Below are 23,078 nucleotides of genomic sequence, written 5' to 3'. Positions count from 1 at the left end.
TGTCGTCAAAAACGTCAGGAAACAATATATGTATAATGGGCATGGAGATGTTGTTCAATTAGCTGATACGTCAGGGAATGTCACAAAGAATTATGACTATGATGCTTTTGGGAATGAGAAAAATATTGACCCTAATGACACTAATGTATTCAGGTATTCAGGAGAGTATCTAGATTTAGAGACGAATACCTACTACTTGCGGGCAAGAAATTATGATCCGACAACAGGCCGATTCTTGAATGAAGATACAAATACAGGAAAAACAATAGACCCGTTAAGCCTGAATCTTTATACTTATTGCTTTAATAATCCTATTTTATATGTTGATATGAGTGGAAATTGGCCTGAGTTTACAGACGTGACGAGAACTTCTGCAAAATGGTTAATAGCTAACCCAGTCAACGTATACGCAACTCAACAGGGGTGGTTTAGCGATCTCTATTATAAAGCGGGTTTTGTCAGGGATTCAGGTGGCGTATACCATGCGAGGCAAGATGCTTTGCAGCAATATGCCGGTTATAATGATTTCTATGATACTGTTTTCAATTACTCCACAAGCATGGATAAAGCAAAATTTCAATTTAATTACGGAGGAACAGATTATATTTTCTGGGCATGGAAAGGAAATTATCTTAACCTTGGAGCTGGTGCAGAAATGGGTATATACTCAAGATTAAGTATTTGCGGTGTTAAGACAGATCAATGGCTGGCAGATACAAGTGATGCAATGCCAATAACATTGTCTCTTAAAGATAATAAATGTAACGTTATATTTTCTTATAATCCTAACGAACCACAATGGTGGGTAACGGGTTTTAATCCGTATTATCAAGGTGATCAAGCAGATGCAGATTACCTGACAGCTATTTATACAATTGATTTTTCCAATAAAACTGATATGTATAATGCTTTTATTAATTCTAATGCATACTTGGATAATAAAGATAAATGGTCGATATCAAAAGATAATAAATATTTGTTAACATATACATTCTAGTGTTGGACAAAGAAGTTAGAGTATATTAGTTGTGTTAGCGGATATTACAATGGTACAAACCAGAAGGGGATAGGTTATGCGTAAAATAACATATGCTATTTTATTAATTATCATAGCATGTTTACTAAGTTCATGTTCGCTAGGAGGGTCAAGAGCGGGAATTCTTAACAAAGAAAGTGACGATAAAAAAGCAGATGCTCAACTAGAACAAGTGATTGTAGCTATACAAAATCAAGATAAAAATGCTTTAAGGGCAATGTTTTCAAAACAAGCTTTGGCTGAAGCTAAGGATTTTGATGGAAGTATGAATTACTTATTTAAGCTTTTTCAAGGCAAGGTTCAGTCTAAAAAGAATGATGGGCTAATAGTTGATGAGTCGGACAATTACGGGCATAGTACAAATGAGGTAAAATCATTTTATATTGTCGAGACTGACAAACAAAAATATCTTTTCTTTCTTTTGGAATACACGACAAATACAGACCAATCTAATGTTGGTTTATATTCATTACGTGTGATTAAAGCCGAGGATGAAAATACGCAATTTAGTTCATGGCAAAAAATGAAAATTGCCGGAATATATAAACCGTAACAATAGCCTATCAAAAGCTGCCTTGAATTTATTTCTAAAGGCGGCTGTCTCTTTTGGAATGAGCCATACAAGGTTAAGGCTTGCCTTAACATGGCTATCATATTACATAGTTTCCGAAACGGCTAATGGCGCGAAGCCATTCATCTCGACCCTTGACCGCTCTGGGGAGACGTGCTATTAATATATTTGACCTTAGTGCCGTATTGAGCTAACATACGCACATTTTTCGCTAGCCGGAGACCCTTTAATGCATTATCATGATTATTTCTAGCTAATGCTAAGAGAACCACTGAGAGGTTCTCTTTTTGTGTGTAAAAAATAAATGTGTGTACTTCTCAAAAAAATCCAGCAAGAATTGAAAACGAGCATAAGATAACGACATTTGAGACTGCTAGAAAATTAGTAACCCAAGATTCAAAACTCGTACTTGAAATATTGCGAAATGCGGTTGAGAGGTATTCTTCTTGGCCCTTAAACCGTGAACGGCTAAAGGGAGGATTTTTCGGTTTTTGATGACGCCAGTTTTGCCATTAATAATTGTTATAAGATTGAGCTGATTTCTTCCTCAATAAATTATTGACACAAATAAATATAATATGGTAAAATAATTATTTTTAATTTTTCTTGTTTTGTGATATACTTAGGGTGGTAGTCTGGAGGTAGACGGTATGATATTTAACGTTGGTGACAAGATTATATATCCAGTTCATGGGGCTTGTGTTGTAGAAGCAGTTGAAGAAAAAGAGATCTTAGGGGAAAGAAAACTCTGCTACATTTTGAACATTCCTCAGGAGAAATTGCATGTTATGGTTCCAATGGACAAAGCTGTCGATGTAGGTATGCGTCAGATAGTTAACCATGAGATATTGGAAAATGTACTCAGTGATTTTAACCTTGGAAATACTGACCCGATTATTCTTGAAAATCAACGATGGTGCAAAGATATTAATAAAAAGAAATTTAAAAGTGGTGACATTTATAAAGGTGCGGAAATTATCCGTGATTTAACACGTAAGGGTCAAATAAATAAACTTGGGGCAGATGACGTAAACATGTTGAATAATGCACGTCATGTTTTTGTCAGCGAGATAATGGAGGTTAAGGGCCTTAAAGAAGAACAAGCAGTTCGTTTGTTGGATGAAGTGTTGAACTCCTAGAGATAATCTCAAATACGGTTTTGATAACGTTTTGCTTATTCCTGAAGTCCTGTTTTATTATTCTCGGTATACCATATTTAGGAAATATCTATTTGAGAAATAGCTTATTAAGTATTTGACTTATTTCTTCATTACAGTTATACTTAATAAGCTCGTTAATATTTGCGGATTTACGAAAACCTTCCTCTGTTGCCTAAAGCTATAGGAAGCAATAACTACTTCCCATGTAGCGCGGGTAATATATTTTGGAGGTTTTTTTAATGCTTGAAGACAAAATTTTAACATGCAAGGATTGTGGCAGTGAGTTTACCTTTACCGCTTCCGAACAAGAATTCTACGCAGAAAAGGGATTTGCTAACGAACCTGGTCGGTGCCCAAAATGCCGTTCTGCCAGAAAGGCACAAGGCAGAAACAATAGTGGATACTCTCGCCCTCAAAGAGAAATGTTTCCTGCAATCTGTGCTAATTGTGGAAAAGAAACGACAGTGCCTTTCCAACCGACGGGTGATAAACCAGTATATTGCCGTGACTGTTATCAACCACGCACGAGAAACAATTGGTAATTATTTAATCGACCGAAGCCTTTCTAGGGTTAACACCCAGGAAGGCTTTTTTTATTTACTGTCGTTCAACGCAATGTTATTTAACTTTGAATCTAAATGCTCATTTGGATAATCATGTTTATCAGTATTCCTATTGGAAAAGGCGGCTCGGCAATAATGTCCACTGGACATTATTGTATCTGAAGCCCCGATGTTCAGCTTTGGCGTAAGCGAGTTCGCTTTATAGTGAGAATAAAAATGGCAAGAGCGTTGGAACAACACATTTCCAACGCTCTTGCCATTTATTGTCTTACTTTGTTAAGATAGCATCTTCTTGAGCTTGAGTAATCGTTCCGGCTGTAACCAGTTTATCTAAAGCTGTTTTTAAGCCGGTGTTCTCTTTAGGTTGAGGCATAGCGTTCGTAATTGCAGTTTCTTGGTCAGCGGTGATGGTCCCTGCACTAACGAGGCTGTCAAGAACGGTTTTCATATCTGTTTTAGTGCCGCTTTTTCGAGCTGTTTGCATAGCATTTTCGATTGCCGTTTCTTGAGCTTGGGTAATGGTACCTGCAGTGACTAAGCTATCGATTGGGTTTTTATGTTCTTTTCCCTTGAGGCCTTGATCTTTAGGTTGGGGCATAGCGTTCGTAATTGCAGTTTCTTGGTCAGCGGTGATGGTCCCTGCACTAACGAGGCTGTCAAGAACGGTTTTCATATCTGTTTTAGTGCCGCTTTTTCGAGCTGTTTGCATAGCATTTTCGATTGCCGTTTCTTGGGCTTGTGTAATGGTTCCTGCGCTTACCAGACTATCGAATGGATTGACACGTTGAGGCATGGATGCTTTTAGAGCATCGTTAATAGCCGTTTCCTGGGCAGAGGTTAAGGTACCAGAAGATACTAAGCTGTCTAATCGACTTTTCAATCCTCCGTCAAAACCTCTTGAGTGAGACATTTGCGGTATTTTCGTTTGAGCTGATGATTGACTCATAGTTCCTGCAAAAACTGTAGATGAGGATAACAAAGTAATGACGGCTGAAGCAAGAGCAATTTTGGTTGTTTTGTTGAATTTCATAATTAAACACTCCTTGAAATCAATTTTGTAGTTTATCCAAGTATACCTTTGATTTCAGAATGTACGCTGAACGTACGCTGAATGTTTGCTGAAAAACTTGTTAGGATTTTGTGAATTCACGTCCCCCATATTTTTGCTCAGCGTGTACTTTTGGCAAGGTATTTAATAGAGTACAGTCCCTAAAATTCAAAAGTTAACGAGTGAAATTATAACTATGGCTAATGAATCTAGGAACAAGCTGCTGCTACGCAGGAAATCACAACAAGCATAGAGGGAATTTCCGTAATGGCCGGAAAACTTAACGAAATTGCACTTGATTTATAGGTTTACTAGAAAAAAACTATCAGAAAAGTATAATCTCAGGAATTGCTTATTTAATAAGAATGTTGAAGAAGCTTATGATATTGATAACTTTAAGCTGAGTGTGTACACATGATGATCATAGAAAATAGAATAGATTATTTAGTAAGAAAGAGCAGCTGTAAAATACGGCTGCTCTTTCAAATGTAAATCACATAAGGAAGATCATGCTCCTCACGATGCGGAAGAATGAATTAAGCGTTTGCTGCTATACCGCCAAAAATTAAATGAAGAATAACCAACACCAAACCAATAATCAAGGCTAAAGCTGCGCCAATTATTCCGAAAATAAACATTCGTTACACCTCCTCTTTTTAGATATCATAAGAAGAGATCGAGAAGGTTTTGATACATTGTATGCAGCATGTCCGTAAATGGTTAAGGAGTAAATATTAAATTTTTATTAAGGATAAAATGTTACATCTTGCGACAAAAAATCCCGTGGACAAAGTACTATACTTTAGTTAATAAAATATGAAAGAAGTGAATTATCAATATGTCTCTATGGAAAAGAAACTCAAGATTATGTTTAATCCTAAGTCTAATTACCCTTATCAGTTTTGTTTTTCCTGCAGCAACATTAGCAAATTCTTCGCCAACGATTACTCGCTTAGCAGGTGTTGATCGTTACGAAACAGCATCCCAGATCGCTGTGTCGGGCTGGTCTCAGTCTAATTATGCTGTTTTGGCCTTCGGGGGAGACTATCCTGATGCGCTGTCTGCTGCCCCTTTAGCCAAGAAATTTGATGCTCCTATCTTATTAACAGATACCGGCAGTTTGCCAACAACTACGAAGCAAACATTGTTAGATTTGCACGTAAAAAACGTAAAAATTATTGGCGGAACAGCAGTAATATCTCAAGCGGTCGAGTCTGAACTTCAAACGATGGGCCTGCAGACAACAAGAATTTATGGGATTGATCGGTATGCGACTGCGATTCAAGTTGCCCAACAAGTGAGTCCGAATCCTTCAACCTTGTTTGTTGTCACCGGCGAGGACTATCCCGACGCGTTATCCGTCGGCTCCATCGCTTCCCTAAAGCAAAGTCCAATTATTCTTGTACCACATGATGTTATACCTGATGTCGTTAAGAATTACATTGCAACGCTCAATATCAGCAAAACCTATATTGTTGGAAGTTCGGACATCATTAGCGATCAAGTTGCCCAACAGTTCCCAAATGCTGAACGGATCCCAGGGGCTGATAAATATGCCAGAAACATAGCCGTAAATCAATTATTTAATACGGATTTCAAGTCAGACAGTGTCTGTTTAGCCACAGGTGAGGGCTTTGCTGATGCCTTAACAGGAACAGCCTTTTGTGCAAAACTATCTGAACCTCTAGTCCTTATTAATACTGATTCTCCGACAAATACGAGAAGTTATTATGAGCAAAGGTTTACCAAGGCAAGTAAGGTTTATGTATTTGGCGGGACAGGGATTATTCCTGAATCGGTAATTACTGATCTGAATTCGTTTAGTTCTGCGAATACTTCAGGCCAGGAGACTCTGAAGTTAAGTGATTTCACTAAAGTTGGGACGACCACTGCAACTTTTAAGTACCAAGTACTTGATCAAACCGGGAAAGACATTACGTCAACCGTTCCGGCAACACAATTATCAGCCGTTGCTTCCGTAAAATCATCGATTTCCTTAGATCCAAGTAAAGGTATCGGTACGATAACTTATAACTCTTCTTCAGATGTAGATAAACCGATTACTATAACCCTTGTGGACCTAAACACCGGCAGAGTTGTGAGCTACGATTCTTCCTCGGCTGATGCTGCTGCAAATGGAAATACCATAATTGGAAACCGTAGGACTCTTAGCTTGAGCAATTTTTCCAAAACTGGGGCGACTACTGCAACCTTTAAGTTTCAGGTACTCGATGAAAATGGCAAAGATATTACGTCAACCGTTCCAGCTGCGCAGTTATCAGCCGTTGCCTCGGTAAGTTCATCAATTACTTTAGATCCAAGCAAAGGTCTCGGTACGATAACTTATAACTCTTCTTCAGATACGAATAAACCGATTATTACTCTCGTAGACTTAATCACCGGCAGAGTTGTGAGTCTTGATACTTCTTCCAGTACCGGCCCTTCAAGTTCTCCTGCCCCTGCTAATAATTCGACGTCTGGAAATCCAAGCCCCAGTCAATATTCAGATCAAAAGGTCAGTAAAATTACGATAAACTCAACGAAACTGGCGACAACCCCTGCTGATGGAAATAACACAGTTGGTTATGCAACATATATTGTGACTGATCAATATGGCGCTGATATTACAAACACATATCTTGCAAATAATATTCAATTCACCTCAAATGTGGGCACCATTACAGCACGGAATGGTTTAATCCAATTGAGATTTTTTTCGAATATTAATCCCCTATCGCTCACAAACGTTACAATAACCGGTGTTGACTCGAATAGCAATGTTACAACAACCGCAACTTTAAGCCTATAAGGATTTTTCGGTTAAATTCATTATCATGAACTAAAGCTAAGTTTTCTATCAGTTGACCATCGCAATGAATAGGACAGCAGAGAAAGAGAGGGAAATAACGCCCTCTCTTTACTGTTTGTTTTTTTATGTTCGATGGTCCTGAATGAAGCTATGAAAAATGTCTTATTCTCATTGCAGCGTATTAAAAATGAGAATGCTTCTCGAAGCTAAGAGCTTTCCTTTTAAAGGCACTTTGAATAACTCTTTGGGTAATGTCATATATTTAAGGTTTAATGTAATATATTTAAGGTTTAATGTAATATATATTTGACATTAATTCATATATGCATTATAGTTATATTCGAGGTGATAATATGGCCAGAAACTTAAAAATTAAAGTTGCTCGTGCAGAACTTGATATGACCCAAAAGGCTTTAGCTGAAGCCGTGGGAATATCTCGTCAAACGATGAACGCCATAGAACAGGGCGAATATAACCCAACAATCAGGTTATGTCGCAATATATGCAGGGTGTTGGGGAAATCTCTTGATGAGCTGTTTGGGGAGGAGAACGAAGATGCGTAAAAACAATCTGGATGAGATGCAAGAAAAGAAATTATTGAGTATCGAACATAACGGCATGTGGCTGGCCTTTTGGGGTCTTGTGGCAGCTATTATGATTCAAACATGTTTGGGTGCCGATTTTAAACAGTTAGCCGGAGAATGGGTTATTCTTATGGTGCTTAGTATTTATACGTTAATCGCTTGTATCAAGAACGGGATTTGGGACAGACGCTTAAAACCGAACTTAAAAACGAATACTTTGATGAGCTTGCTTGCCGGCTTGGCTGTGTTTGTAATCTTCGGAATCGAATTTCATCTCAATAATCAGCACGGTTTAGTACTTCCGACGGCTGCATTTATTGGTATCTCCACATTTTTGCTCTGTTTGGCCGCCTTACAGTTTACAAGTTATTTATATAAAAAAAGAAAAGAATTACTTGAGCAGGCATGTGATAAATAGAAAAAAGCAGCAGCTCATTTGCTCTGGTCTAGACAAATGAGCTGCTGCTTTTGTGCTTTAAGGAGCCTCGATAATCGAGACTCCTTTGTTTTTATGGTTGAAACTTTCTATTTTGACTCAATGGTTAGCATTACTCCGGTACCATATATGGAAATGGAAATATTGGCAATATGGTCTTGCTTTTTCGCTGAAAAATTAATAACTTTTTCTTCATGAGTAATTGTCCAGCCGTCCTTTTTTAAAAGGGCCTCATAATTCTCAAATACTTGGGTATCCTTTGCGTTTTGGATAATGTATGTTGCTTTGCCGAGGGGCTGCGCAGTACTCGCAGGTTTATAGGAGACTGCTGACTTGATACCGTTGTAGGCGGGGAGGTATGAGAATTCTTTTGTATAGGTTTTGGCATTACTGGAATTAGAAGAAGTATTTGCAGTATTATTAGCTGTTGTATTGGGGGGTTTGGTACCACACGAAACTACGGCTGTTAAGATCATTAATACCATTAAACAATAGAATGCTTTTTTCACGCCATCTCACCTCTGTAAGTATAATACTATTAAATTTTAATATATATTCAAATATGATGTCAAACGACGGCGTAAATACAGTGAACTTGTTCAGCTAAAGCTGAACATCGGGGCTTCAGATAAAATAAGGTCCAGTGGACATTATTGCCGAGCCGCCTTTCTCGATAGAAATACGTAGCGGCGAAGGAGGACTCTACTCCACCTGAAGTTAACATACGTATTTTTATGCCTGCGCTATGTATGAACTAGCAATTTTTAACTGAACTAATTTAAACAATTTTAAACTCTTATAGGATAGGAGTTCGAGAAATTATTCGAGAAATTGATTCTATAAATTAATTCTATAAAATGTTTTCGAGTGTAAATTTTTCTGTCTCCGAAATGTGACTGATCAAGAGTTCTAAGGTTGAAACTTCACCAAGAGAAAGGGGAAGGTTTTGGGTTACTAAGTATTTGTCAAGGCGAGATAAACTGAAATCAATTTTGTCGATTTCTTGATGATCGAGAAGAATGGTCCACCAGATTTTATTTTTATCCCAGCGTTGTTGAGTTTCCTTTAATTTATTTTGAGCCATGGCCCATTGCTGGCCGGATATGGATTGTTCGACGGTTGAGATCTGGGAGTCAAGACTTTGAGTTGTTCTTTGAATAAATTCATAAGATACCAAAGATCCTCCGAGCAAGAGGATAAGGATAATGACAACCGTTATATGGGTACGCAAAAAGTTTCACCTCGATATTATGTTTAATGATTGATTTTGTTTACTTGTTCTTAATATTCGAACTGCTTTTAGTTTGAACAAAAAGTGTATCCGAACTATCCAAAGAAGCCAAGAGGACGCCCTCCAGGCGGTCAATCTTTTGTTTTTTTAGTTCGTTCATTAACCAGTTGAGATCTTTATTGCTTTGCCGCAGATTTTTCTGATTTAGAACTCCGTCCATAATAAGTGTTAAAGGCAGTCCTTCGTATTGAGTTTTTAGCATAAAATCCTTGGGAATTGTAGGCCTATTTTGAGATTTGGGAAAAACACTTAGTTGTCCGTTTGTCTCTAAAACTGCAAATTCAACTTCGGAGATGTTGGGTACATTTTTAATACGCAGTTCTTCAAGTAAATCAGTAAGACTGTAACGATTTTTTTTCAACTCATCTTCTAAGATTTTTCCCCGTTCGATAAGGACACTTGGTGTGCCGCAGATAATAGCTCTGGCCCGTTCGCTTTTTAAAGAAATCCAAGCCAAGGTGATGCCTGTTAGGAGCAGAACTAAAATGGGAATAATACCGCTGAGAAGGGGGACACCGATATTTTCACTCGGAATGGCAGCCAACTCTGAAATCATGATAATAACGACCAGTTCAAAAGGCTGCAGCTGACCTATCTCCCTTTTCCCCATTAAACGAAGGGCAATAATAACTAAGCCATATAATATCAGAGTTCTAAGTACAACAATGATCATTTGCGATACTCCTTTTGGACGATTTGAGCATTAACGATTCCTTGCAAAAAGTATAGTTCCCTCAAATTTTGTCTGTTATCCCTTTTGAATCATCATTCCTTCTTCACATTTTCACCATAATTTGGTGAATTGCTAGTTTCACGGTATAATGGTCAAGAACAGAGTTTTTTTCAGAGGGTTACTTTTCCTGTAACAAATCTAACAAACATACAGTCAATAACGAGGAGGTTTGTTCGTGGAACAATTAAATGTGCTGATTTTTTCAGCGTCCTTTGGCGCTGGGCATGTTCGCGCCGCAGAAGCAATTATTGAAGCCCTGCGTGCTAAGGACCCGAACGTGAAAATTACCCACCTGGACTTTGGAGCTTTTTTAAGCAAGACATTTAATTCAGTTGTTAAAAATACGTATATTGAACTCATTAAACATACCCCCAGACTATGGGGCAAGTTTTACTATCGGACGTCTAAGATTCCCCCGGATTCGTTATTTCAGCGCTTTTTAAACGGCTTGGGACGCCGCGAATTCGTGAGATTTATTCAGGTGCTGCAACCAGATCTTGTGATTTGTACTTATCCCACAGTAGCAGGTGTTTTGGCTCAACAGAGGCTTCGTGGAGTTTTAAATGTTCCTTTGGTGACCGTTGTTACGGATTATGCGGTACATAGCCAATGGATTCACCCAGGGGTTGACCATTACATCGTAGGCTGTGAAGACGTTTATAAAGGGTTAGTGGCTCGGGGAATAAATCCTCAAACAATTCATATCTCTGGAATTCCGGTAAGTCCTAAGTTTGAATTGAAATTAGACCGCCGGATGATCTTACAGAATCTAACAATGAATCCGGAGCTGCCAACGGTCTTAGTAATGGGTGGAGCCTATGGAGTTTTGGGCGGTGCCAAATGGATTTGTAAGACTTTATCCGAAGCCGCAATATCTCTTCAGACTATCGTAGTTTGCGGGCAGGATGAAAAATTATACAAGGCTCTGGATTCTTTAGTTGAGGACTGTAAGAATCCGCTGGTGCGTTTTGGTTTCGTCAACAATGTTGAGGAGTTAATGAGTGCGGCAGATATCATTATTACTAAGGCAGGCGGGCTTACAGTTTCGGAAGCCTTAACCAAACGTCTGCCGCTGGTGATTTTCAAACCTATTCCCGGTCAGGAAGAAGAGAACGCCCGTTATCTTGAGAAAATCGGGGCTGGCCGAGCAGCCGATAATGAAGAAGGGTTAGAGAAGATAATTTTCAGCCTTTTGCAGCATCCTGAGGCTGTAGAGCAAATGTGCCGAGCAGCGGCTCAAGCTGTTCCTGGCCGTGCTGCTGAGCGTGCCGTAGAAGGAATTCTGCGTCTTGTGGAAGAGCGGCGGAGCGCGCAAAGGATCGGCTAGCCCCCCCTTCTATAAGTGGGGGTGGGTCCTTCGTAAACTTCAGCTTGAGCTGAAGGAGTTCACTAGTTAAGCTTAATGGTAGGGAGATAGATCATGTTTTGGGGAACTATGTTGCTCGGTTTTATTTTAATAGGCGCGGCGATCTATACGATCGTTCCTGACTTATTTCTCCACCGTTGGGGTATTGGGAGCTGGAGAAGACAATTCAGCCCAGGAGTAGCCCTCACCTTTGATGATGGCCCGGATCCGCTGATTACTCCCCGTTTATTGCAAGCACTAAAACGCCATAAGATCTCTGCAACCTTCTTCGTGATTGCCGAAAAGGCCGCGCAGTATCCGGAATTGATTCAGCAGATGGCTGGGGAAGGACATCAGATTGGTGTTCATTCTTTCAGCCATCGCTATGCCTGGTTTACCTCCCCGCGGAAAACAGTTCAAGAATGGACGGAAAGTGTTCGTGTCTTGGAACAAATTCTCGGTCAAAAAATCACTTGGATGCGTCCGCCTTGGGGGACCTTTAATCTTGTGACCTGGCTGTGGCTTAAACGACATCATATGAGGGCGGTGTTGTGGAACGCGGAGGGCCACGATTGGGAGGTTCGGCGCTCACCTGAAGATATTTCAGCCCGAATCATGAAAAGGGTTAATGAGGGTTCAATCGTCGTGATGCATGACAGCGGCGGAGAAAGCGGAGCTCCGGAAAATACTCTGGCCGCTTTGGATTTATTAGCAGAACGAATTCCTCGCGACTTGAAATTGCCTTTTGTCCCCCTGGACTTTCCGGACTGGTCCTTGGGCCAGCGTCTGACCTTCAGGATTTGGGAAAAATGGGAACACTATTACGCTAAAACACATCATGTAGATCGGGTTGATGATACCAATATTTTTCGTTTGGAAAAAACAGTTTATGATGGACCGAAACTTTATTCTGAAGACGGACGGTTATTAGCTCGGAAAGGAGATCCGGCAGCAGAAATTCATATGGATAATATTCGGCTTCAGGCCAAAGGCCGAGATGTTCAGAAAACGGCCCTCAAGGCCTTGCGTCAAGCTCGAATATCAATGCCGGATTTGGCCCGTTATATTGCACATAATCCTAGATATTCCGATGTTAAGGTGTTCGTAGGTGAGACGTTGCTCTATCGAGGTGTCAAAGGTTTTGGCTTCACGGTTCAGGATTTGCCGGAGACGTGGAAGAGCAGGGGGATAGCCCTTCTGCAGATGATGATTATGCGCATATATCATCCGGCAGGCAAGGACCGTCAAAATGAACGATTAGGCAATAAAACGAAGCTGGTATGGATTAGCCGGGAAAAGTTGCTTTCTTATGCCGCTTCCGATCTTAAATCCGGTAAAAATAGTTCGTGACATAAATTCCTAACTTGAATCTAATAGGGATCGAACATGGGGCATATAAGGAGCTAAATTAGTAAGAACTTATTTAGTAAGAACTTATTTGTCTTGTATTTGATTACAAGGCCTAAGTCTGGTATAATTGGCTAGTGAATTTTTTAGAATCGATTTTTGAACATTTAACGGGAACTTTGTGTTAAAGGGGGAACGATATGTTCCCCCTTAGGCGGATTTAAGCTATAATAGCTGAAGTAAAACTTTTTTTGGATGTATTTGGCTTAAGCGGGGTTTGTAGTCTTGAAAAAAAGGTAAGACTATCGTAGTATCCCAACTTGCCTTGCACATAGAGTAATTAGTGTTTTAAGGGGGAGAACATATGTCAGTCTCTGTAGAAAACGTGGAAAAAAATGTGGTGGCTTTGCAAGTCACAGTTGAAGCAGAAAAATTTGCCGATGCTGTCAACCAAGCTGCCAAAAATCTGGCTAAAAAAGTTAACGTTCCTGGTTTCCGCAAAGGAAAAGCTCCTCGTCGCTTGGTAGAACTTCATGTGGGCCAGGCAGCTCTCTATGATGAAGCCCTCGATCATGTAATTGGGCCGGCTTATGCTCAAGCTGTTCAGGAAACTGGGATTAACCCTGTTGACCGGCCTGATGTAGAATTAGTTCAGATTGAAGAAGGCAAGGAACTGATCTTTAAAGCCAAAGTAGTTGTACGCCCGGAAGTTGTTTTGGGTGAATATAAAGGATTAAGTGTTGAACAAGATGTTGCCAGCGTCACTGAAGAAGAAGTTATCGAAGAATTAAAGGGCAGACAGCAGCAACATGCTAGACTCATGATAATAGAAGATGGTAAAATTGAAGAGGGAGATATTGTCACTCTCGACTTTGAGGGCTTCAAAGGTGACGAACCTTTTGCCGGCGGCAAAGCTGAGGATTACGAACTCGTAATTGGTTCGGGAACGTTTATTCCCGGGTTTGAAGAAGGCTTGATTGGTGCCGAGGCCGGTAAGAATATTGATGTCAACGTTACCTTCCCGGCTGAATATCATAGTGCAGAGCTAGCAGGGCAAGAAGCTGTTTTTAAATGTCTTGTTAAAAAAATCCAGCGTAAAGAGCTTTCACCGTTAGATGATGAATTTGCAAAAGATGTTAGTGAATTTGAGACTCTGGATGAATTGAAAAACGATTTGCGGAATAAATTAATGAAGATCGCTGAATCAAAAGTTAAAGATGATCACCTTAAAGCGATTATTTCGAAAGTAGTTGACAATGCCAGCGTTGAAATTCCGGAAGTAATGTTTACCCAAAGGATTAATGAGATGTTCGAGGAATTAAACACGAGCCTCATTCAGCAGGGAATGAACATGGATCAGTATTATCAATTTACGAATTCTTCCGAAGAAATTATGCGTGAACGATTACGCCCTCAAGCCGTAGAAAGCGTAAAAAGAGATTTAGTTTTAGAAGCTGTTGCAAAAGCAGAAGGAATTACGGTTACGGAAGACGAAGTAAATGAGGGACTAGAAAATCTTGGGGAGCGTTTTAAACAAGACCCTGCGTCGCTCAAACAATCCCTTCTAGAGCGTGGACAGATGGAGTTCTATAAGCAAAGTTTGATTCAGGAAAAAACTGTCAACTTCTTAGTGGAACAGAATGCCTAAGCGCCTTAGAGGGAAATTCTGAGGTATAGAGGTGAGAGGATGGCAAAGTACACCGACGACAAAAATCAACTGAAGTGTTCATTTTGCGGTAAAACTCAGGAACAGGTCAAGAAACTGGTTGCCGGCCCGGGTGTTTATATTTGCGATGAATGTATTGAACTTTGCAATGAAATTATTGAGGAAGAACTCACAGACGACCTCGGTGTTGAGATTGGTGAGATCTTAAAGCCTAAGGAAATCCGAGCAATTATTGATCAATATGTTATTGGTCAAGAAGAAGCGAAAAAGGCACTTTCCGTAGCGGTTTATAATCATTACAAGCGTATTAATCTCGGCATGAAAATTGATGACGTAGAACTACAGAAGTCTAATATTATTATGCTTGGACCAACGGGTTCGGGAAAAACTTTGCTGGCCTCGACTCTAGCTAAGGTTCTTAATGTTCCCTTTGCTATCGCCGATGCTACCTCGCTTACAGAAGCCGGTTATGTAGGTGAGGACGTCGAAAATATTCTCTTGAAATTAATTCAAGCAGCTGATTACGACGTTGAAAAAGCGGAAAAAGGTATTGTCTATATCGATGAAATCGATAAAATTGCCCGTAAGTCTGAAAATCCTTCCATAACCAGAGATGTATCTGGTGAAGGTGTTCAGCAGGCGCTGCTCAAGATCCTTGAAGGAACCGTTGCCAGTGTTCCTCCGCAAGGCGGGCGCAAGCATCCCCATCAGGAATTTATCCAGTTAGACACGACAAATATCCTGTTTATTGTGGGCGGAGCTTTTGATGGCATTGAAAAGATTATTCAAAACCGTTCCGGCGAAAAAACCATGGGTTTTGGGGCTAATATCAAAAATAAAAAGGATATGAAAATCGGGGAAGTTCTTAAACAGATTCTACCTGCTGACCTGCAAAAGTACGGTCTCATCCCTGAATTTGTAGGACGTCTGCCAGTAATCGTGACGCTGGAAGCTTTAGATGAACCTGCTTTGGTCCGAATTCTGACAGAACCGAAAAACGCTTTAGTTAAACAGTACCAAAAACTGATGGAATTAGATGGTGTGACTCTGGAATTTAAAGATTCTGCTCTTACATCCATTGCCAGTGAGGCGATACGCCGAAATACCGGAGCTCGGGGCTTAAGAGCCATTGTGGAAGAGCTTATGCTAAACGTCATGTATGATCTTCCTTCCCGCACAGATGTTACGAAGTGCGTAGTAACCCAAGAAGTGGTTCAGAAGAAGGAAGAGCCGGTGCTCGTCATGGCAGATAAGGCAAAAAAAGGTAAAAAAGAGGAATCTGCCTAAAATTCAAAGCCTGATCAAGTTAATCAAGCTATGACAGTTTAATATTCTTTAGGAAAGTTGAGGCTGCAATAAAACTGGTTATTCCAGTTTTATTGCAGCCTTTTTATGCGATTAAGCTTAATCAATTTATCTAGTTTTTAAGACCCCCACTTCTATAAGTAGGGGTGGGTCCTTCGTTGACTTCAGGTCGGGTAGAGTCCTCCTTCGCCGCTAAGTATTCCTATTGGGAAAGGCGGCTCGGCAATAATGTCCACTGGACATTATTGTATCTGAAGCCTCGATGTTCAGCTTTGGCTGAACGGAGAGTCTACACCGAATCACCGATGTTCAGATTAAGCGATCTGAGTTCACTAATTTTGCGGACTTTGTGAAAGAAAATGTTTTAATTTCAGACTGCTGGCAATACTATCAGTGAGAAAAAACTGAGAGGGAATGAGTGTATGAGTGGACTGAGCGGAATAGTCATGGTCGTTCAGTTGGTTTTCGCTGTTGTCATCGGGCTGTATTTTTGGGGAATGCTCAAGTCACAACAGGGGAATAAAATCTCCGTTGAACGCGAATCACGTAAGGAACTTGAAAAACTGCAGAAGATGCGCAAAATTGCCTTAACAACGCCTTTGGCTGAAAAAACCCGCCCGGCACATTTTGACGAGATTATCGGGCAAAAAGAAGGCATCAAGGCCTTGCGAGCGGCTCTTTGCGGCCCTAATCCGCAGCACGTCATAATTTACGGGGCTCCGGGCGTCGGAAAAACTGCAGCGGCGCGCCTGATTTTAGAAGAGGCGAAGAAAAATCCTCTGTCTCCTTTTAATGAAAATGCTTGTTTCACTGAGATTGACGGGGCGACGGCTCGCTTTGACGAACGGGGAATTGCTGATCCTTTGATTGGTTCAGTTCATGATCCTATTTACCAAGGAGCCGGGGCCATGGGTTTGGCCGGAATCCCCCAACCCAAACAGGGTGCTGTTACCAAAGCTCATGGAGGTATTTTATTTATTGATGAGATTGGCGAGCTTCATCCAATTCAGATCAATAAGCTCCTGAAGGTTCTGGAAGATCGTAAAGTAATCCTGGAAAGCGCCTACTATAGTTCGGAGGATCCAAATATTCCTCAGCATATTCATGATATCTTCCAGAATGGTCTGCCGGCAGATTTTCGTCTTGTCGGGGCTACTACCCGCAGCCCGGAAGAAATCCCGCCGGCGATACGCTCCCGGTGCATGGAGGTCTATTTCCGTGGTTTGCTTCCTGATGAAATTGCCGAGATCGCTCGCGTAGCTGCAGCGAAAATGGAAATATCATTTACTACCGAGGCTATTGAAGTCATCAAACAGTATGCTTCCAATGGACGAGAAGCTGTCAATATGGTCCAGTTAGCCGCAGGGGTCGCTTTAACAGATTGTCTGAAGCAGGTCGATGTAGAAATTGTGGAATGGGTGGTTACAACAGGACAGTACACTCCTCGTCCCGAGAGGAAAGTACCCACAGAGGCCGGTGTTGGGGTTGTTAATGGCCTTGCCGTTTATGGCCCCAATATGGGTGCTCTCTTAGAACTCGAAGTAACGGCTCTGCCTGTTGCTCCGGGTACAGGAACTCTTTTGGTCACAGGTATTGTTGAGGAAGAGGAACAAGGAAATGCGGGGAAAAAGATTCGGCGTAAAAGTATGGCACGCAGTTCTGTCGAAAACGTTCTTACGGTTTTAAGACGACAGTTGGGGATTCAGCCCGGCAACTTTGACATCCATGTCAACTTTCCCGGGGGCGCTCCCATAGATGGGCCTTCTGCAGGGATTGCCATTGCGACAGCTACGGCTTCAGCAATCCTGCAGCAAAACGTGGATAACTATCTGGCGATGACAGGGGAACTGTCCATTCGGGGCAGAGTAAAACCCATCGGCGGGGTTACGGCCAAGATTGAAGCGGCCAGACAGGCAGGATGCAAACGAGTTTTAATTCCCAAGGAAAATTGGCAGGAACGTTTTGCCGAATATGAAGGCGATATTGAGATAATTCCTGTTGAGGAGCTTTCTGAAGTTTTGCAGCTGGCCCTCCGTTCTGAGATTAAGCTGGAGAAAACAGAAATACGTCCGCCCCTTGAAGAAGTATTAAGCTGTTTAGATTTTGCTGTAAATAAAGTGGTTAATAATGTCCAGTAAATTTGCTTGAACGAGGCAAAACATGTTAGAATAGTAAATGATAAGTTTGGCACACTAGCTTTAGTGTGTCTTTTTCTATAGATCTATTAGGGGGGATATTAATGAGCAAAGAGCGTGAATTACCATTACTCCCGCTGCGTGGAATTCTAGTCTTTCCATATATGGTTATTCACCTTGACGTCGGCAGAGAGCGTTCCATGGCAGCTATCGAAGAAGCTATGCTGGGAGATCGAATTATTTTGTTAACCTCGCAAAAAGAGACAGAAATTGATTCTCCAACGACGGCTGATTTGTATACCATGGGGACGGTTGCGGAAATTAAACAGCTTCTTAAACTTCCGGGTGGCACCATGCGGGTCTTAGTCGAGGGGATTGATCGAGGTCATGTACTCGAATTTCTTCAAGAGGAGCCTTATTTTAAAGTCCGGGTTGAGGAATTAAGTGAGAAGAAGAAACCTATGTCTGCCGAAACACAGACCTTGGTTCGGGGAATGACTCATCAATTTGAGGAATATGCTAAACTCAGTAAACGTGTACCCGTTGAAACCCTGGGAACTGTTTTAGCGGTGGAAGAGCCGGGGCAGCTAACGGATATAATCGCCTCCCATCTTAATCTCAAAGTTCCTGATAAGCAACTAATCTTAGAAGCGTTAGAAATTGACGAACGCATTGAACGTTTGACAGAGCTTATTATGCGTGAGATCGAGATTATGGAATTGGAACGCCGTATTGGTTTACGAGTCCGTAAACAGATGGACAAAGCTCAGAAGGAATATTACTTGCGCGAGCAGATTAAGGCGATCCAGAAAGAGTTAGGCGACAAGGATGAGCGTCAAGTTGAAGCCGATGAATACCGCGAAAAGGTAGCTAAGGCCAAATGCCCCAAAGAAGTCGAGCAAAAGGCATTAAAGGAAATTGAACGTTTAGAAAAAATGCCTCCTTCTTCGGCAGAAGGTACGGTAGTGCGCACATATTTAGATTGGCTCTTGGTACTTCCCTGGAACAAAACTACCAGGGATAAAATAGACTTGGCAAAGGCTGAGGGTATACTTAATGAAGATCACTATGGCTTGGAGAAAGTTAAAGAACGTATCTTAGAGTTCTTGGCGATTCGCAAACTGACTCCCAAAATGAAAAGCCCGATTCTCTGCTTAGTGGGACCTCCTGGAGTCGGCAAGACGTCGCTGGCGAAATCTATTGCCAGATCCTTAGATCGTAAATTTGTCCGTATGTCTCTGGGCGGATTGAGGGATGAAGCCGAGATCAGAGGACATCGCCGTACCTATATAGGAGCATTGCCGGGACGAATTATTCAGGGGATTCGTACAGCAGGAACACGTAATTCTGTCTTCCTTTTGGATGAAATTGATAAGATGTCTTCAGATTTTCGCGGTGACCCGGCATCTGCGCTTCTTGAAGTGCTGGATCCTGAGCAGAATGCTAACTTTACAGATCATTATCTGGAAGTACCTTTTGATTTGTCACAGACCTTTTTTGTCTTAACAGCAAACACCTTAGATACGATCCCGCGTCCTCTTTTGGATCGTATGGAAGTCATTTCGATCAGCGGATATACCGAGGACGAAAAAGTGAATATTGCTAAGCGTTACCTCGTGCCTAAACAAATGAAAACTCACGGAGTTAAGGATGAAGTTTTCACTATGGACGAGGAAATACTGCTAAAACTCATTCAAAACTACACCCGGGAGTCCGGAGTACGTAATTTAGAGCGACAAATTGCTAATGTCTGCCGTAAGATCGCCGTTCGTGTGGTTAAGGAAGACTGGGAATCCCATGCTTTGACACTTGAGGATATCGAAAATGCCTTAGGGGCACCTCGTTATCATTTCCAAGCAGCGGCTAAAGCACCGGAGATTGGGGCAGTGACGGGACTGGCCTTCACTGAAGTCGGTGGAGTTGTGCTGACGATTGAAGTAACCCCCTTGCCTGGTAAAGGGAATTTAACCCTGACGGGGAAACTGGGAGATGTCATGAAGGAGTCTGCCCAAGCGGCCTGGACCTTCATCAGGGCCTATGCTTTAGAGTTAGGCATTGAGCAGGATTTCTATGAGCACACCGATCTTCATATTCACGTGCCGGAAGGCGCTGTCCCCAAAGATGGTCCGTCAGCCGGTATTACCATGGCCACTGCAATGGCTTCAGCTCTTTCCAAACGTGCCGTTCGTGCCGATTTGGCGATGACAGGGGAAATAACCCTCAGAGGCAATGTTTTGCCCATCGGCGGAGTGAAAGAGAAGGTTCTGGCCGCCCATCGGGCCGGCATAAAAGTGGTCTTGCTGCCTGAAGAGAACCGCAAGGATATGGAAGAAGTTCCGGAGAAGGTTCGCAAACTTTTGGAATTTCACTTTGTCAGCCGCATCGAAGAAGTTCTGAAACTAGCGCTGCTTCCTTTGGCCCAATCCGATGAGGTTAACAATAATGACTCGAGACATACTGTGTATGGCGGTAAGGGAGTGCCTGTGAACGATAACGGAGCAGGAGAGCGCCCGGTAGTGTCTTAATTTTTTTAAAGGGACGATGAGGTTTTGATTGTTATTCGCAAAGCCGAATATGTGGCATCTGCAGTAAAATATGAACAATACCCAACAGGAGGTTTGCCTGAAATCGCCATGGCCGGGCGGTCTAATGTAGGCAAGTCCTCCTTAATCAATCGCTTTTTAGGCCGGCGCAATTTGGCGCGAACGGGGAACACGCCGGGAAAAACTCAGACTCTTAACTTTTACCGTGTCAATGACGCTTGGTTTCTCGTGGATTTGCCCGGCTATGGGTATGCCAAAGTGGCCAAGACGGTCAATGCCCAATGGGGCTCCATGATGGAAAACTACTTCAAAAAGCGAGAGACTCTGCGCGCTGTGATTCAAATTGTCGATATCCGGCATGCACCCAGCCGCGAGGATGTTGAAATGCATCAATGGCTGAGGATGAGGCAGGTCCCGACGATGGTTGTTGCGACAAAGGCGGATAAGATTTCCCGAGGGCAGTGGCTTAAGCATTTGACGATTATAGCCAAGGCTTTGGAGATTGATGATGCATCGCTGATTCTGCCCTTTTCCGCGCAGACAGGCGCCGGTGTAGAGGAACTGAATGAATCCCTCTCCGAGATGGGACTCGTGTAAGTGTTAGGGGGACGGTCCTTTTGACACGCTTTTGGCGGCGTACGGTCCTGTGACATAAAATAGTTCTTTAGGATATTTAATGGGGCTGTGTTGAAACTTTGTTTCTCACAGCCCCTCAATAGGTTTCGAATGGGGAAGGCTAAACTGACTGACCGTCTATCCTAAGACGACAGTCAGTTTTCTCATGTTATGGGCAATACAATGTAATCCCCACTCCAGCTTGACCTTTTCCAATCCCTTTAGGATAAATCGTCGCACACCAAAATTGCCTTTGATATCTCCAAAGCACTTTCCACCTCTATAGGTCTTAAGCTACGCATTTTCATCCCATATTCGCTGGTCAGATTAGCCCTTGCCTCTGCTTTTAGTTCATTGCCTTTAGGGTTAATGTTGAGGGGACGGTCCTTTTGACACACTTTCTCAGGTTTGGCCGTTTTCACGAAGTTTGCTCTGGTCTGCTCACGTAAAGATCGGGTTTGTGTCACACTGCGTCCTGCTATAGGGTTGCTTGGGACGTTAGGTAGAAGACAAATTTTATGTGCTGTCGTTGTTATACTGATTTTGTTTATGCATACTGATAAGAATAGCACGGTTTTTTTAATTGCCTTTTGGTCTTATATCATATCAGTCTTTAGATTATCTGTCGAATGAAGGTTCCCTTTAACTAAAAGCAACAAGTATATACACTCGACTTTGTATATGGTAAAATATACCAATAATACAATTGTTAAAGGGGATGTGTGGCATGAATAGGGATAGAAGATTAGGAAAATCTATGAAAGCGATAAAAACTGCACGTGTCATTGCCGTTGCATCACAAAAAGGTGGAGTTGGCAAGACGGCTACTGTTACAAACATGGCCGTAGGGTTAGTTAGTCTCGGATATAAGACGGCTATTATTGATATGGACGCTCAAGGGCATATTGCATTTTCCTTCGGGATTAAAAAAAATAATATAAAGAAAACCATTTATGATGTTTTAATTGGCAAAGCAAAAATGAGTGAAATTAAGCAAAATGCCTTTGGCGTGGATTTGTACTTAGCAAACACTTCTCTTAATGATCTAACTTCGATTGTAATGGCGCATTATAATGACAAGCGATTTCCTGCTCCTAATTATCTTTTGAAAAATGCAATTGGTCAGATAAAAGCTCTCCATGACTATATTTTAATTGATACTTCACCGAGTAATGATCTGCAAACGATGAATTCCCTGTTAGCATCTACAGATATTATCATCCCTGCTCTTCCGGAGGGCTTAGCCATTGACGGCGTCTATGACACGATTAACCTGGTCAAGCGTATTCGGGAACAAGGTGCAAAGATAAATATTCTAGGGGTATTACCAACAATGGTTCAGGATTATACAAACCTTCATAATGTAATGCTGCAAAATCTACGGAAATCTTTTGCTGAAAATCCGGATGTAAAGGTTTTTGACACTGTGATCAAACGGGCAATACGACATGGAATAGCTCAAAGTAACGGTTTGCCTAACATCAAAAATGCGCCGGAGTATCTTTCTTTTGTAAAAGAGGTATTTTCTATAGCTTGAGTGAAGGTTGATGTTTTCATGTAAAGATGTCTGGCGTGTGTCGCATTGAGTACATTAAGTACTGCTATCCAGTTAGGGAGACGACATATTTATGTGTAGTTTGTCTGTAATGCTGTGTGTGTGAGACGGAGAGACGGAGGGACGGTCCTTTTGACACGTTAAGGCGTGTTAAGAGGACCGTCCCTGTGACACACTGTGACACATCTGTAATGCTGTTGTTTGTGTGTGAGACGGAGAGACGGAGGGACGGTCCTTTTAACACGTTAAGGCGTGTTAAAAGGACCGTCCCTTTGACACGCCTTTTTTCGTGTTTTCTGCTTGAAAGTTCTCGTTATAAATGTATAGGCAACCTCG

19 protein-coding genes and 1 pseudogene are annotated in these 23,078 nt (G+C 41.7%); 15 read left to right on the top strand and 5 right to left on the bottom strand.

Translation table 11 applies throughout. The annotated features are described in order from the left end of the window. Positions 1 to 28 precede the first annotated feature (28 nt). The 4 genes from DEAC_RS18270 (at position 29) to DEAC_RS18255 (ending at position 3,309) form a co-directional block, all read left to right on the top strand. Positions 29 to 997, top strand: a complete 969-nt coding sequence (locus tag DEAC_RS18270; protein ID WP_053006498.1) for an RHS repeat-associated core domain-containing protein — start codon at positions 29 to 31, stop codon at positions 995 to 997. 76 nt (positions 998 to 1,073) lie between these two features. Beyond that, the gene (locus tag DEAC_RS18265) at positions 1,074 to 1,589 is read left to right on the top strand and encodes a DUF5104 domain-containing protein (RefSeq protein ID WP_047811526.1); all 516 of its coding nucleotides are present in this window, start codon (positions 1,074 to 1,076) and stop codon (positions 1,587 to 1,589) included. 671 nt (positions 1,590 to 2,260) lie between these two features. Continuing rightward, positions 2,261 to 2,746, top strand: a complete 486-nt coding sequence (locus tag DEAC_RS18260) for a CarD family transcriptional regulator (RefSeq protein WP_047811582.1) — start codon at positions 2,261 to 2,263, stop codon at positions 2,744 to 2,746. Between the two features lie 260 nt (positions 2,747 to 3,006). Further along, positions 3,007 to 3,309, top strand: coding sequence for a zinc-ribbon domain containing protein (locus tag DEAC_RS18255; protein WP_047811525.1), 303 nt, complete (start codon positions 3,007 to 3,009; stop codon positions 3,307 to 3,309). A gap of 289 nt (positions 3,310 to 3,598) precedes the next feature. Here DEAC_RS18255 and DEAC_RS18250 read toward each other — a convergent pair whose 3' ends face one another. After that, positions 3,599 to 4,360 (bottom strand): hypothetical protein, encoded by a 762-nt coding sequence (locus DEAC_RS18250; protein ID WP_047811524.1) that lies wholly within the window; start codon positions 4,358 to 4,360, stop codon positions 3,599 to 3,601. Positions 4,361 to 5,216: 856 nt separating this feature from the next. Between DEAC_RS18250 and DEAC_RS18245 the strand changes: the two genes are divergently transcribed. The 3 genes from DEAC_RS18245 to DEAC_RS18235 all read left to right on the top strand — a co-directional run bounded on the left by DEAC_RS18245 (position 5,217) and on the right by DEAC_RS18235 (position 8,189). Further along, entirely contained in the window at positions 5,217 to 7,187 is a 1,971-nt protein-coding gene (locus DEAC_RS18245) for a cell wall-binding repeat-containing protein (protein WP_047811523.1), read from the top strand. Between the two features lie 353 nt (positions 7,188 to 7,540). Next, the gene (locus DEAC_RS18240) at positions 7,541 to 7,750 is read left to right on the top strand and encodes a helix-turn-helix transcriptional regulator (protein WP_047811522.1); all 210 of its coding nucleotides are present in this window, start codon (positions 7,541 to 7,543) and stop codon (positions 7,748 to 7,750) included. Then, positions 7,743 to 8,189: a DUF6773 family protein gene (locus DEAC_RS18235; protein WP_047811521.1), complete on the top strand. Its 447-nt coding sequence runs from the start codon at positions 7,743 to 7,745 to the stop codon at positions 8,187 to 8,189. Before DEAC_RS18240 ends, DEAC_RS18235 begins: the two co-directional genes overlap by 8 nt. A gap of 107 nt (positions 8,190 to 8,296) precedes the next feature. On the opposite strand, the gene DEAC_RS18230 is transcribed toward DEAC_RS18235, so the two are convergent. The 3 genes from DEAC_RS18230 to DEAC_RS18220 all read right to left on the bottom strand — a co-directional run bounded on the left by DEAC_RS18230 (position 8,297) and on the right by DEAC_RS18220 (position 10,171). Then, positions 8,297 to 8,716: a hypothetical protein gene (locus DEAC_RS18230; protein WP_047811520.1), complete on the bottom strand. Its 420-nt coding sequence runs from the start codon at positions 8,714 to 8,716 to the stop codon at positions 8,297 to 8,299. A 341-nt stretch (positions 8,717 to 9,057) separates the two neighbouring features. Next, positions 9,058 to 9,438, bottom strand: coding sequence for a DUF4363 family protein (locus DEAC_RS18225; RefSeq protein ID WP_047811519.1), 381 nt, complete (start codon positions 9,436 to 9,438; stop codon positions 9,058 to 9,060). A 40-nt stretch (positions 9,439 to 9,478) separates the two neighbouring features. Continuing rightward, positions 9,479 to 10,171 carry a DUF421 domain-containing protein gene (locus DEAC_RS18220; protein WP_047811518.1) on the bottom strand — a complete coding sequence of 231 codons (693 nt, stop codon included), beginning with the start codon at positions 10,169 to 10,171 and terminating at the stop codon, positions 9,479 to 9,481. 235 nt (positions 10,172 to 10,406) lie between these two features. Here DEAC_RS18220 and DEAC_RS18215 point away from each other — a divergent pair, with 235 nt between their 5' ends. From DEAC_RS18215 to yihA, 7 genes are all read left to right on the top strand, one after another. Continuing rightward, positions 10,407 to 11,558 (top strand): UDP-N-acetylglucosamine--LPS N-acetylglucosamine transferase, encoded by a 1,152-nt coding sequence (locus DEAC_RS18215; protein ID WP_047811517.1) that lies wholly within the window; start codon positions 10,407 to 10,409, stop codon positions 11,556 to 11,558. Positions 11,559 to 11,651: 93 nt separating this feature from the next. After that, on the top strand, positions 11,652 to 12,926 hold the full coding sequence (locus tag DEAC_RS18210; protein WP_047811516.1) for a polysaccharide deacetylase family protein: 1,275 nt from the start codon (positions 11,652 to 11,654) through the stop codon (positions 12,924 to 12,926). A 361-nt stretch (positions 12,927 to 13,287) separates the two neighbouring features. Then, positions 13,288 to 14,571 carry a trigger factor gene (tig, locus tag DEAC_RS18205; RefSeq protein ID WP_047811515.1) on the top strand — a complete coding sequence of 428 codons (1,284 nt, stop codon included), beginning with the start codon at positions 13,288 to 13,290 and terminating at the stop codon, positions 14,569 to 14,571. Between the two features lie 39 nt (positions 14,572 to 14,610). After that, positions 14,611 to 15,876: an ATP-dependent Clp protease ATP-binding subunit ClpX gene (clpX, locus tag DEAC_RS18200; RefSeq protein ID WP_047811514.1), complete on the top strand. Its 1,266-nt coding sequence runs from the start codon at positions 14,611 to 14,613 to the stop codon at positions 15,874 to 15,876. Between the two features lie 440 nt (positions 15,877 to 16,316). Further along, a complete protein-coding gene (gene lonB / locus DEAC_RS18195; protein WP_047811513.1) occupies positions 16,317 to 18,032 on the top strand; it encodes an ATP-dependent protease LonB in 1,716 nt (571 codons plus the stop codon). 101 nt (positions 18,033 to 18,133) lie between these two features. Then, positions 18,134 to 20,554, top strand: a complete 2,421-nt coding sequence (gene lon / locus DEAC_RS18190) for an endopeptidase La (RefSeq protein ID WP_047811512.1) — start codon at positions 18,134 to 18,136, stop codon at positions 20,552 to 20,554. Between the two features lie 24 nt (positions 20,555 to 20,578). Beyond that, the gene (gene yihA / locus DEAC_RS18185; RefSeq protein ID WP_047811511.1) at positions 20,579 to 21,169 is read left to right on the top strand and encodes a ribosome biogenesis GTP-binding protein YihA/YsxC; all 591 of its coding nucleotides are present in this window, start codon (positions 20,579 to 20,581) and stop codon (positions 21,167 to 21,169) included. A gap of 156 nt (positions 21,170 to 21,325) precedes the next feature. Here the strand turns inward: yihA and DEAC_RS24310 are convergent. After that, positions 21,326 to 21,477, bottom strand: a pseudogene (locus tag DEAC_RS24310) (transposase); the annotation flags it as partial. 437 nt (positions 21,478 to 21,914) lie between these two features. Here DEAC_RS24310 and DEAC_RS18175 point away from each other — a divergent pair. Further along, positions 21,915 to 22,724, top strand: a complete 810-nt coding sequence (locus tag DEAC_RS18175) for a ParA family protein (RefSeq protein WP_047811509.1) — start codon at positions 21,915 to 21,917, stop codon at positions 22,722 to 22,724. Positions 22,725 to 23,078 lie beyond the last annotated feature (354 nt).

It is taken from the genome of Desulfosporosinus acididurans (assembly GCF_001029285.1).
Classification (GTDB): domain Bacteria; phylum Bacillota; class Desulfitobacteriia; order Desulfitobacteriales; family Desulfitobacteriaceae; genus Desulfosporosinus; species Desulfosporosinus acididurans.
Note: the sequence above shows the minus strand (reverse complement) of the source record. Positions and strands in the feature narration are given on the sequence as shown.

Coding starts and splice junctions, on each gene's coding strand:
- DEAC_RS18270 (WP_053006498.1), top strand. CDS start 29: ATGTATAATGGGCATGGAGATGTTGTTCAATTAGCTGATACGTCAGGG.
- DEAC_RS18265 (WP_047811526.1), top strand. CDS start 1,074: ATGCGTAAAATAACATATGCTATTTTATTAATTATCATAGCATGTTTA.
- DEAC_RS18255 (WP_047811525.1), top strand. CDS start 3,007: ATGCTTGAAGACAAAATTTTAACATGCAAGGATTGTGGCAGTGAGTTT.
- DEAC_RS18250 (WP_047811524.1), bottom strand. CDS start 4,360: ATGAAATTCAACAAAACAACCAAAATTGCTCTTGCTTCAGCCGTCATT.
- DEAC_RS18245 (WP_047811523.1), top strand. CDS start 5,217: ATGTCTCTATGGAAAAGAAACTCAAGATTATGTTTAATCCTAAGTCTA.
- DEAC_RS18240 (WP_047811522.1), top strand. CDS start 7,541: ATGGCCAGAAACTTAAAAATTAAAGTTGCTCGTGCAGAACTTGATATG.
- DEAC_RS18235 (WP_047811521.1), top strand. CDS start 7,743: ATGCGTAAAAACAATCTGGATGAGATGCAAGAAAAGAAATTATTGAGT.
- DEAC_RS18220 (WP_047811518.1), bottom strand. CDS start 10,171: ATGATCATTGTTGTACTTAGAACTCTGATATTATATGGCTTAGTTATT.
- DEAC_RS18210 (WP_047811516.1), top strand. CDS start 11,652: ATGTTTTGGGGAACTATGTTGCTCGGTTTTATTTTAATAGGCGCGGCG.
- tig (WP_047811515.1), top strand. CDS start 13,288: ATGTCAGTCTCTGTAGAAAACGTGGAAAAAAATGTGGTGGCTTTGCAA.
- clpX (WP_047811514.1), top strand. CDS start 14,611: ATGGCAAAGTACACCGACGACAAAAATCAACTGAAGTGTTCATTTTGC.
- lonB (WP_047811513.1), top strand. CDS start 16,317: ATGAGTGGACTGAGCGGAATAGTCATGGTCGTTCAGTTGGTTTTCGCT.
- lon (WP_047811512.1), top strand. CDS start 18,134: ATGAGCAAAGAGCGTGAATTACCATTACTCCCGCTGCGTGGAATTCTA.
- DEAC_RS18175 (WP_047811509.1), top strand. CDS start 21,915: ATGAATAGGGATAGAAGATTAGGAAAATCTATGAAAGCGATAAAAACT.